At 38.6% G+C, this 11,637-nt stretch carries 10 protein-coding genes and 1 pseudogene; 2 read left to right on the top strand and 9 right to left on the bottom strand.

Annotated elements, in window-relative coordinates; translation table 11 throughout:
• Positions 1-10 precede the first annotated feature (10 nt).
• The 5 genes from CA265_24165 to CA265_24145 form a co-directional block, all read right to left on the bottom strand.
• A complete protein-coding gene (locus CA265_24165; GenBank protein ID ARS42589.1) occupies positions 11-664 on the bottom strand; it encodes a thiaminase II in 654 nt (217 codons plus the stop codon).
• Positions 661-1,494, bottom strand: coding sequence for a bifunctional hydroxymethylpyrimidine kinase/phosphomethylpyrimidine kinase (locus tag CA265_24160; protein ARS42588.1), 834 nt, complete (start codon positions 1,492-1,494; stop codon positions 661-663). The genes CA265_24165 and CA265_24160 overlap by 4 nt, the downstream gene beginning before the upstream one ends.
• Positions 1,495-1,986: 492 nt before the next feature.
• Entirely contained in the window at positions 1,987-3,519 is a 1,533-nt protein-coding gene (locus CA265_24155; GenBank protein ARS42587.1) for an alkaline phosphatase, read from the bottom strand.
• A 400-nt stretch (positions 3,520-3,919) separates the two neighbouring features.
• Positions 3,920-5,326 carry a dihydrolipoyl dehydrogenase gene (locus CA265_24150; GenBank protein ARS42586.1) on the bottom strand — a complete coding sequence of 469 codons (1,407 nt, stop codon included), beginning with the start codon at positions 5,324-5,326 and terminating at the stop codon, positions 3,920-3,922.
• A gap of 340 nt (positions 5,327-5,666) precedes the next feature.
• Complete coding sequence (locus CA265_24145; GenBank protein ID ARS42585.1) at positions 5,667-6,065, bottom strand: hypothetical protein; 399 nt, start codon at positions 6,063-6,065, stop codon at positions 5,667-5,669.
• A gap of 147 nt (positions 6,066-6,212) precedes the next feature.
• Between CA265_24145 and CA265_24140 the strand changes: the two genes are divergently transcribed.
• Both CA265_24140 and CA265_24135 read left to right on the top strand, forming a co-directional pair.
• Positions 6,213-8,228: a hypothetical protein gene (locus CA265_24140; GenBank protein ARS42584.1), complete on the top strand. Its 2,016-nt coding sequence runs from the start codon at positions 6,213-6,215 to the stop codon at positions 8,226-8,228.
• Positions 8,221-8,853: a DNA-binding response regulator gene (locus tag CA265_24135; protein ARS42583.1), complete on the top strand. Its 633-nt coding sequence runs from the start codon at positions 8,221-8,223 to the stop codon at positions 8,851-8,853. Before CA265_24140 ends, CA265_24135 begins: the two co-directional genes overlap by 8 nt.
• Before the next feature lie 65 nt (positions 8,854-8,918).
• Here CA265_24135 and CA265_24130 read toward each other — a convergent pair whose 3' ends face one another.
• The 4 genes and pseudogenes from CA265_24130 to CA265_24115 all read right to left on the bottom strand — a co-directional run bounded on the left by CA265_24130 (position 8,919) and on the right by CA265_24115 (position 11,614).
• Complete coding sequence (locus CA265_24130) at positions 8,919-9,275, bottom strand: glyoxalase/bleomycin resistance/extradiol dioxygenase family protein (GenBank protein ID ARS42582.1); 357 nt, start codon at positions 9,273-9,275, stop codon at positions 8,919-8,921.
• 27 nt (positions 9,276-9,302) lie between these two features.
• Positions 9,303-9,910, bottom strand: a pseudogene (locus tag CA265_24125) (hypothetical protein).
• 145 nt (positions 9,911-10,055) lie between these two features.
• Positions 10,056-10,607, bottom strand: coding sequence for a hypothetical protein (locus CA265_24120; protein ARS42581.1), 552 nt, complete (start codon positions 10,605-10,607; stop codon positions 10,056-10,058).
• A gap of 341 nt (positions 10,608-10,948) precedes the next feature.
• Positions 10,949-11,614 (bottom strand): hypothetical protein, encoded by a 666-nt coding sequence (locus CA265_24115; GenBank protein ARS42580.1) that lies wholly within the window; start codon positions 11,612-11,614, stop codon positions 10,949-10,951.
• Positions 11,615-11,637: the final 23 nt, after the last annotated feature.

The following is an 11,637-nucleotide window of genomic DNA, read 5'->3' as shown; positions in this document are numbered from 1 at the left end:
GGTTAAAATCTTAGATTTTCCATTTTTCCAGTCCATAAGCGCTATCCCAAAACATCCATTCTAAACGGGTTGCCATATCAAAAGCCTCCAGCATTTTTTGTTTAGTGGCTGCATTAGCCTGCGCTGCCAGTTGATCGGCAATATCAATCGCTTTTTCTACTGCAGCAGCAAATTCGACACCTGCATACATATCGATCCACCTTTTGTAAGGATTCTGATCGCCATTTTGCTGTGCAAAAATATGGTCGCCCACTGCCTTATAAATCCAGAAACAGGGCAAAACAGCCGCTACTGCAATTTCTACATTGGCATAGGCAGCCTGACTAAGGATATAACTGGTGTACAACAGTGTAGATGGAGTCGGCTGCACTTGGTTAGCTAAACCAAATTCTACAAAATAACTTTCGTGCAAACTACGCTCGGCAAAAATTGCACCTGTAGAAAATCTGGCAAAGGCCATCACCAAATCTGCATCCTGCATACGGCTACTAATGGTGCTTAAGGTTCGGCCAAACTCCAACAAGTAGTAGGCATCCTGTGCCAGATAAAAGATAAACTTTTCTGTAGGCAAGCTGCCATTGCTTAATTCTATATTGAAAGACATTGCTAAAATCCTGGCATAAACGGGTTTTACGCGTTCCCATGCCTGTTCGCTCCATTTCATTGGATAATTAGTTTTAAAGGTTCGAAAAAATGATTTAATGGCCCGTTGCCCCTACCCGTTTTTACTTCGCTACCTGTTTGTAAGGCCTGGCTGATATAACCTTTTGCATTTTTAATCGCGGCTAATAAACTGCTGCCCTTAGCCATTTCTGCAGCGATGGCCGAAGAAAGTGTACAACCTGTTCCATGTAGATTTTTAGAAGCAATAAATGCACTTTCTAATATCACAGGTGCCTCCTTTCCGGCCATAAAAACATCGTAAATGATTGGCCCGATTAAATGTCCTCCTTTTATCAAAACGGCTTTTGCCCCTTTTTCAATAATTTTTCTGCCCGCAGCAATCATGTCCTCGAGGTTATGGATTTCTTGCCCGGAAAGGATAATGGCCTCATCGATATTCGGGGTAACCAGTGTGACCAAGGGGAACAATTTTTTAACCAATTGGGTAACCGTATCAGCTTCGATCAACCGATCGCCACTGGTGGCTACCATAACCGGATCTAAAATAACGGGAACATACTGATTATAGGTTTTTAATTCCTTTTCGATAACCTGAACCACTTCGGCACGATTAATCATTCCGATTTTAATGGCAACAGGTACTATATCCTCTAAAACCGCCTGTAACTGATCTTTGATGATTCCTGCCGGAATGCCATGCACGGATCGCACGCCCATTGTGTTTTGTGCGGTTACTGCCGTAATTACTGAAGTACCGAAGCAACCCAAAGCAGAAAAGGTTTTTAAATCGGCCTGAATACCTGCACCACCTCCACTATCGGAGCCTGCTATGGTTAATACGTTGATATAATTCATTGCGAAAGACTTCATTTTGTTGTATAACTTCAGGAGTCTTCAAATGCAGTATGCATTTTTACGCAATTTTTGCAGACAAACTAATTTCCTACGCCGGCATTATCCGGATCAGGTTCATTTATACGGCATAGGGTGTAAGGTTTAGGGCATATGGTTTTTCACCTTCCGCCTTTTACCTTTTACCTTTCACCTATAAAATGGGTATATTCTCAGCCGACTTATTTGAAGGCACCCCTAAAGTTTTATTATGTACCGCAATATAGGGCTTAATCTTGAGAAAATAAAAGTATACATTCATGCGTTAATCGTCATCTCGACTGTAGCGCAGTCCCGAACTTTCGGGAGAGAGATCTTCTAAAGAAGATGGTGTATCGCCTTTTGTAGATTTCTCCATTTCGCCACCGATGAAAACCGGCGGCTCCAGTCGAAATGACGACAAGAGAAAAAACAAAAAACCCCGATATAAAACCGGGGTTAAAACATAATAATTAATAAAGGATAGCGCGACTATATTTTATCGGGCTGATAGAACCGAACAGTACCATCTGCCTCGTTTGACACAATTAACAAACTTCTCCCATTCGGGCTATCTTTTGGTTTAACAAGCAGTAAACCTTCAGGCGCATCACCTGTTGAGAAAAGCTGAACAAATTTTGGTGTCGCTGGGGTAGATACATCATAAACCGCAATCATATCTACACGTTCCATCCCAATAAAGGCTAAGGTTAGTCCGTTAACCTGCGCAACAGTAACGCCCTCTACTTCTACACCTTTATTGTCAGAACGATCGTCGTCGTATTTACCTGCATCAATTACCCTTTGCTCTAAATCTTTACCAATATTGGCCACCAGGGCACCTGTGTTGGCATTGATGATGCTTAAACTTCTTCCGCCGGTTGCATATAAGTCATCGTAATCGCCGTCGCCATCTATATCGCCAAAGGCTTTGCTTACGGTTAACCTTCCCAGGTTTTCGTCTAATTTAAGGGTAGCTGCATTTGGAAATTTAGCAGCATCAAGCGTTAAGCTTTTTACACGAACTTCCTCATCATAACCTTTCCAGGCTCTGGTATCTCCCTCATTAGCCAGGGCTAAATAAGCATTACCACCTGTGCTGAAATATGAAATGGCATCTGGAAGATAGAAAGCCTTGATGGGCCAGGTACCTAAAACTTTTTTATTGTCTTTATCGCTTACATCAAAAGCATTTTCGGCCAAACTGATGTCTCTAGTACCCAATGGATTAATTTTGGTGATGCTTCCTGCAACGATGTCTACTTCGGCAACACCATTATTTTCCTGTAGGGTTACATATGCTTTTTTAGAATCAGCACTTACGGCAATGTATTCGGGTTCGATATCCTGCGTAAAACTTGCATTTAAGCCATAAATTCTGAAACCACCTGCAAGCAGTGTTGCTTTTTGTGATTCGAAAGCCGAAAAATCCAATGTTTTAACCGAATAATTGTCTTTGATATTGATGATTGAAATGGTTCCTTTTGGATCAACAGTATAAGCATCATTCGGTTCGCCTTCGTTAGCTGATAAAATATAGTTTCCATCAGGGCTAAAAGTGACCATATCGGGCATGGCACCTACTGTGATTTTTTTTACTTCTGCTAAAGTTGATGTTTTTAATACCACTACATCGCCATTTCCCTGTGGATCTGCACCATTTAAGGCGATTGCCAGTAAACCATTATTAACTGCTACGCTGTTAATGCCCGCATTACCGGCAAAGGTTAAAGTTTGCAATTTGGTAAGGGTTGGGTATTTGCTCATATCAACTACGTCAACTTTGGTAGCCCCATCATTGCTTACTACAAATAGTCTTTTTGTTAAGGGATCGTAAGCAGAAATTTCTGAAGCAAATTCTCCACCTAAATCAATAGAAGCGGTTTCTTTAAAGCTGTCGATTTTTTCAGGAACGATGGCTTCCACCGGAGGATCTACAATCGGATCATCAGTTGGATCTTTTTTGCAGGCAGTAAATGCCAATGAAGCAATCAGGATTGCGCCAAATAGTTTTTTACAGTTCATGGTTTTTTAATATCTGAACCGCAAAAATAGCCGCATACAACGCTATTTTTTAGGCGCTAATTGTTATCATTTTATTAAGAAAATATAAAGAGAATAAAATAAAGTCTTGTGGGCAAACAATGCAGATCTTCACTCAATTGGAGGTTTCAAGAAAAGAAATGTCATTGTTAAAGAGTTGTCAACTTTAATAACCAGTTTGCTAGAAAGTTGACAACTCTAAAATTAAAAAAGCCGACAATTTCTTATCGGCTTTAGATTTTTGCATGAGGGATAGCAGTGTAAATCCTTTTGTGGTTAGCTGAAAGCACAACAAAAGATTGAAACGTATAGCCCGACCCTTGCGCAGCTTGGGGCATGCCCAAATATTTAACTTTAATTAATCGACAGTAACATCGATCAATTAAATATGTATCGCTCTGTTATCAGTTGCAGCAAGTGCCGCTTCTTTTAAGGCTTCAGTATAAGTTGGGTGTGCATGGCAGGTACGTGCAATATCTTCTGCAGATGCACGGAATTCCATAGCAATAACGGCTTCGGCAATCATGTCTGCAGCGCGTGGGCCAATCATATGTACACCTAAAACTTCATCAGTAGCGGCATCGGCCAAAACTTTAATGAAACCATCTGTATCCATACTTGCTTTTGCACGTCCGCTGGCTTTGAAAGGGAATGAACCTGCTTTATATTTAACTCCTTTTTCTTTTAACTGCTCTTCGGTTAAACCAACAGAAGCAACCTCTGGCCAGGTGTAAACCACACCAGGGATTAAATTATAATTGATATGTGGTTTCTGACCTGCAATTGTTTCGGCAACATAAGTACCTTCATCTTCTGCTTTGTGTGCCAGCATCGCACCGGTAATTACATCACCAATGGCATAAACACCTTTAACTGAAGTTTCTAAATGTTCGTTAACCGGGATTTTTTTGCCTCTTTCTTCAACAGTGATACCGATTTTATCTAAACCTAAACCTTCGCTATAAGCCGTACGACCAACAGCAACAATACAATAATCGGCTTCTAAAGAAATGGATTCGCCTTTAGGGGTATCAGCTGTAACGGTTACGGTTTTACCTTTAGTAGTAGCGCCGGTAACTTTGTGGCCCATGTAAAACTCCATGCCTAAAGTTTTCTTTAACACACGTTGAAGTTCTTTACCTAAACCAGCATCCATCGTACCAATAATAGATGGTAAAAATTCTACAACAGATACTTTTGTACCTAAACGGGCGTATACCGAACCTAACTCTAAACCAATTACACCACCACCAATAACGACCATCGTTTTTGGCACTTCTTTAATATTTAAAGCCTCAGTTGAGGTAATAATGCGTTTTTTATCGATTGGTAAAAATGGTAAAGCTGTTGGTTTAGAACCTGTAGCAATGATTACATTTTTAGCAGATAACGTTTCTGTAGAACCATCGGCTTTAGTAACCAGGATGGTATTTTTATCTACAAAAGAGCCAACACCTTCGAAAGAATCGATTTTGTTTTTCTTGAATAAATAAGTGATACCTGCTGTATTTTGAGCAACAACATCGTCTTTACGGGCGATCATTTGTTTCATATCAACCTTTAAATCTTTTAAGTTGATACCGTGGGTAGTGAATGTGTGAGCAGCGTTGTGAAAATGCTCTGAAGAATCTAATAAAGCCTTAGATGGGATACAACCTACATTTAAGCAAGTACCGCCAAAAGTTTTATATTTTTCGACAACTGCAGTTTTTAAACCTAACTGAGCACAACGGATTGCGCCTACATAACCGCCCGGCCCTGAACCGATAACAACGACATCGTATTGCATAATTTTTTGAGAATTTTGATTAGCCAAATGTAGGGAAAAAAGGCGGAAAGCTGAAAGTCGATTAGGGAATAGAAATCAGTTTCTTAGTCATTGGTTTATCAGTTGTTGCGCTTGCCAATAGCTGATGGTTCAATAGATCAAATATTGAAGGTGAATAGGCTAATGCGGTAAAAGTTCAAAAGTCCATAGGTTGAGGAGCGTATGAAAACATTTTACTTTAATGATAAAATGTTTTGACCTAATCCAAACAAGCCCAATGGACTAATGAACGAGACTCAGAGAAGAGTTTTCAGTTAGCAGTTGGTAATTTTCAACTATGAATGACCAACTAATGAACCAACTACAAGCCTAACGATGCTGATGCGCTTAAGATTGCTCCGCTAGAGGTACCTTCTCTTTTTAATTCGCCATCTACATAAATCTGTGCTTTTAAAGTAGAATTTGCATTGGCACCCATGGCATTTGCAGCAATGTTTATAGAAATGGTTCCGGCTGGTACGGTAATTTCCTGGCTTGTCCAGGTGGTTCCGCTAAGGCTTGTTGCTGTAGTAATTTGGCTATCATAGCCGTAAACTACAGTACTAATGTTGCTACCTGCCGAAGCTTCGAGTTTAAAAACAACCTTGTGTGAAGATTTTGAAGGCAACTCTCCCTCAACTTTTTTACACGACATTAAACCCGTAATTAATACTAAGGCAAAAAAAGAAAGTACAAATGTTTTAATTTTGATGTTTTTCATAATTAGATTTAAAAAAATAGAACTACAAATAAACAAATGAGCATTTTGCTTTACAATAACCATATAATACCATTTTTTTCTACCTGATTTCAGGTATATTCTGTGTTTAATTTCTGGTTGAGAAATAAAGCGTGCATTTTTAGTTTAATGAGAAATTATATCATCTTTCTGGCATTGCTGATTTTCTATTCACTGAATAGCCGGGCCCAGCTGCAACCAGCCGACAAACAATATAGCGATAGTCTGAGTCGCATTTTAAATGGAAGCTTCCGCGACAGCCTTAAAGCCGAAGCTGGTTTTAAATTAACCGATTTCTGGGTAGATCATGATAGTACCAAAGCAGTATTATATTTGAACAAGGCAAGAACCTGGAGTAAAAAGTATCCATTACTCTTTGCCAGATCTTATTGGTACGAATCTTTAATTTACCAGGACCGGAATTACGCAAAAGCAGAAAAGTTACTCTCCCATGCAGATTCGTTATTAAGCAAGTTTAATACAAAAGGTATTTATCGGTTGCGATCGATGATTTGGCACAACTATGGTTTGATACAACAGCACAAAGACGACCTTAAAACAACACTCGATATCCTGATTAACCGCGTTTTACCACTTTCTAAAAAGGCTGGCGACAAAGACTTTTTAGGCACAGAATACGTCTCTATCGGAACGATATTTACAAACCTTGGCCAATACGAAAAAGCAACACCTTACCTGCAAGCGGGTTTAAATGCCTTAAAAGCGACTTCTCCGGATAAATATTACCTGCTGATTAATGCTTACCTAACCACTGCCGGAAACTATTATCACCTCAAAAACTATAATCTCACCAAAAAATACCTCGATCTGGCTAAAACCATACTGGATAAATCAAACCATGTGGCTACAGGCTACCCGATGGCAATATTCTGGCTCGACTACTACAAAAGCACCACTCGTTATTTAATTAATACCAAACAATACAGCCTTGCTTTATCAGATGCAGATAAAGCCATTAAACTGGCCGAAAAGCTAAGCGACAATTATTCTTTACAGGAAGTGATATTTGAGAAATACAGGATCCTTTTTAAGCAGAAAAACTTTGTGCTGGCAAAAAAAACCTTGCTGCAAATTGTCGATCAGCCTGAAATAAATACACTTTCGTCGAATAAACTCAAATTAGCAGAAGCGCTTGCGGAAGTAAACTATGCGAATGGTGATATTAAAGAGGCTTATAACTGGATAAAAAAGAGTAAAGTATTAAACGACAGCCTGAATGATAGTAAACTTAAAGCGGATATTAATGCATTAGAAATTAAATATAAAAATGCAGAGAACCAGAAAAAAATAGCGAGTTTAAATGCAGAAAAGAAACAAAATGCATTAATTATTAAGAACAATAAAATAACAACATTCCTGTTAATCGCAGCATCATTCTTTCTGCTGATCATCGCTATCCTTTTGTACTTTTACTTTAGGGGCTATAAAAAACTTGCAGCGCAAAGAGCCATAAATTATAAACAGAGAGTGGCCGAATTACAACAAAAACAACAATTAGAAATTAGCAAGGCCATGCTCAATGCCGAAGAAAAAGAAAGAAACCGGGTAGCACAGGATTTACATGACGGACTAGGCGGAATGTTATCGGGTTTAAAAATTAACTTATCCAATTGGGCAAAACACAGGGAAATGCAACTGCATGATGTAGAGTTACAAAGAATTGTTAATCAGCTGGATAGTTCTGTTACCGAATTAAGGCACATTGCCCGGAATATGATGCCCCAAACCTTACTAAAATTCGGATTAGAAACGGCCTTAAAAGACCTGGCAGAATCGGCGATGAGCAACCATATGCACATCGATTTTCAAGCACTCAATATCTCTAAACAGATTGCACTGGAAGAACAGATCATCATTTACAGGATTGTACAGGAAATGCTCACCAACACCCTAAAACATGCGCAGGCATCAGAAGTAGTTTTACAGGTCAGCGAAAATAAAAACCGCTTTTATATCACGCTGGAAGATAATGGAATTGGCTTTGATACCTCAACCCATAAAAAGGGATTAGGAATAGAAAACATTAAAAACAGGATCGCCTATCTTAAGGGTACTTTCGAAATCGATTCGCATCCTGGCAATGGCACAACCATAAATATCGAAATCCCCATCAGTTATGAGTAGTATAATTAAACTGGCTGTTGTTGACGACCATCCGATTGTTATACAAGGAATCGTTTCTTTGATCAACAACCTCGAAAACATGCATGTAGCAGGCAGTTTTCAGTCGGGCAGCGCATTAATTTCCTTTTTGAATAACCACGAAGCAGATATTGTATTACTCGATATTATGTTGCCCGATGTTAATGGTATTGAACTGTGTGCGCAGGTTAAAAAGTTGTCGCCGAAAACAGTGGTTATTGCCATTAGCAACCATACCGAAAGAAGCATCATCATGCAGATGCTGCAAAACGGTGCAAGTGGGTATATTTTAAAAAATGCTTCGGTAGAAGAGCTAAAAAATGGCATTGAAACTGCACTTAGCGGAGAACTGGCCTTTAGCAAAGAAGTTATAGAAATTATTGCCAAACCTTCAATAAATGACTTAAAAGGACGACCAAAATTCACCAAGCGCGAAAAACAGATCCTTCAGTTAATTGCACAGGGAAAAACAACCGCCAGCATAGCAGAAGAGCTTTTTCTAAGTCCACTCACCGTCGAAACCCACCGACGTAATATGATGCAGAAATTAGCTGTTAAAAATTCTATCGAATTGATCAATATCGCTATCGAACAGTTGCTAATTTAGTTTGGAGCCAGGGGTTTGGCGTAGCTACTCTATTAAACGATCAGCTATTGACCAATGAACACCTCTTAAATCTCTTGCCCAAAAGTGAGTAAATTACTGTCCGGATCGAGCATTGAAAATTCTTTTTGCCCCCATGGCTTTGTCTGCAAACTTCCATTCGGATGAATGCTTTGTTTACTTTCAAGCATCGATTTGTACAGCCCATCAATATCGTTGGTACGGATATACACCTGCCCGTAGTTTTCTTTCGGATCAAGCGTTTCGAATAAAAAAAAGTGAATCTCAACATGGTCTTTTTGTACCATCAGATATTCCTTAAAGTCGGCGCTCCCCAGATCTTTAAAGCCTAATTTATTGACATAAAAATCTCTCGTGATTTTTTTATCACGCATGGGCAATTTGGGGTTAATGGCTGTTAGCATATTTTTTTATTTCAAAAATCGGTTTTTTTATTGAACAATGGTTCTTCGGTTTATAATATAAGCAACAATCAGATTCGGAATCCAGCATAACCAGGCCACAAGTAGGTAAGCCTTTACAAAATCGCTATAAATCATGGTCAATAGCGGAAGCCATAACCGCAAAGTAACCGCAGCAAAACAAGCGGCATAACTATAAACCATCATTTTTTGATGTGGTTCAATTTCACCGTTTTTAATGTATAAATAAGCTTTTAAGGTAGTGTAAAACCAAATTATCCCTAAACATATAAACCCTGCTGAAGAAATTAACCCACCTGTTGCAAAAAAGCCTATGTAAATACCTGCTAATGCGCTAAGCAGAACAGCAATCACGTAAACTTTACCTAGCTGTCGGTGTAATTTGATGCTCCATTTTCTCATTTTGGGACTAAATTGTGTCCAGCCAATAAATAAAGCGACTCCTCCAAGGATGATATGGGTATAAAAACCAATGTTCCAAAAAGTATCTGTTAACAACTCAACTGATTTTGAATTTAGCAATCCAATTTTCTATCGAACAAAAAGTAAATTACCGGATACAGTCCAATCAGCATTGCTAAGGTGGCCAATAAAATCCATAATCCTTTTTTTACCATAACAGATTCGATTGCTTTCCACTAATTTAGTTAATTTTCAAGAAGTATTTGGCTAAAAAAATGGCTGGTATTGCTACCAGCCACCATATTAACTCAACTAACAAACTCAATTTCTAATTCCAGCTTTATTCTGCTGCCCCTAGCTTTAAAATTTAAAAGCGATTCCAATGTTTAAAAGCGAAAGGCTTTGGTAACCCAATTCGGCATATATAGCTGTACTTGGTTTTAGGTAATACTTACTACCTGCATAAAGGCCAAACCCAAGCCCGCTCGCAGCACCTTCGAAAGATCCCTGGTTATCACTGATACTCACCGTAACATAACCTAAACTTGCTCCACCGTAAAGGTCAAATTTAGGATTCAGGTCAAGTAACTGATTAAAATGATATGAGCCCCTTGCACTAACATAAATGGCACTTTCCTTAAAGCTATAAGTATTATTAAAACCTTCGTATTTTGAACTCGCATACGATAGCTGGCCACCTACACTAATTGCATCTGTTACCCCCCTTTCATAACTGATTGATGGATTAACAGGTAGCGATGAGGTATAACCCGAACCAAAAAACGGACTACCGATGCCCACTCCAATGTTAAAAAGGTTATCGCCTTTATTAAACGAGCCAGATTTAGATTGGGCTATTCCGGTTAGCGCTATAAGAATAAATAATGCGGTAAGGTGTAAGTGTTTTTTCATTTTTTTTTAATTGTTATATATAGATTGATGATAAAAATTAGCAAATAGCCCTCCCTTGACGGCAAAAAATGCACATCTTAAATAATTTACACGCAAAGCGACTATGGTTTTGGCTTGCCAGGAGCGTAAATAAATTTAAAATCTAATTTACAGTCAATAAAAATGTTAGTATATAGCTGGAAATAGCCTTTTTGCACATAGCTGGAAACAGCTATATCATAATAATTAACCTTTACCAGATGACATATTTATGAGGTTTATCTTATGCACAAACCGATAACGCTTTGGGTAGCGTTTATTAGAAAGAGGTTTAACCAGGTTTATTTTAAGATAAGAAGCGACTAAATTAATCCTTTTTGGATCATAAATTCTTTGGCATTCGCAAAGCTGAGGAATATTTCATCGGCTATTTTAAGTTTTTGATGCGCCCGTACATTGCTTTGAATGGCATAACAGGCAATACCCGCAGCCAGAGCAGATTTAACACCATTTATTGTATCTTCAAAAACAAGGCATTCCTCTTTTTCAAGACCTAACCGCGCGACACAAAGATTGTAACTTTCGGGGTCGGGTTTAGATTTACTTACATCTGTTCTGGTAATAAATAAACTGAAATACTTTGCCAATCCGTTGCGCTCAAAAACGGCTTCAACATCCATTTTAGGACTAGCCGTAACCACGGCAAGTGTGAGCCCTTTTTCAAAAGCAAACTGGATAAATTCTAACGCGAAAGGCATTAACTGTATATCCGTTGTTCTAAAACCATCAAAAGTTATCTTTTCTCTTCTATCGATAAAACCTTCCAGCTCTTCTTCTATTTTATATCGGTCTACGATAGTCTTCGCATTCTTAGGCAGGGGGATTCCGGCATAATTGCTTAACCAATCCTTAAAATCCAGCGTCACCCCGTAAGGGCATAAAAACTTATTCCAGCAATCGAAATGAAACTTTTCAGAATCAATTAATGTACCATCTAAATCAAACAGTATTGCTTTTATTTTATTCATTATAAATTTTTAACAGGAATCAT

The organism is Sphingobacteriaceae bacterium GW460-11-11-14-LB5 (genome assembly GCA_002151545.1).
Classification (GTDB): Bacteria; Bacteroidota; Bacteroidia; order Sphingobacteriales; family Sphingobacteriaceae; genus Pedobacter.
The sequence above is the reverse complement of the archived record's forward strand: the minus strand, read 5'-3'. Positions and strand labels throughout refer to the sequence as shown.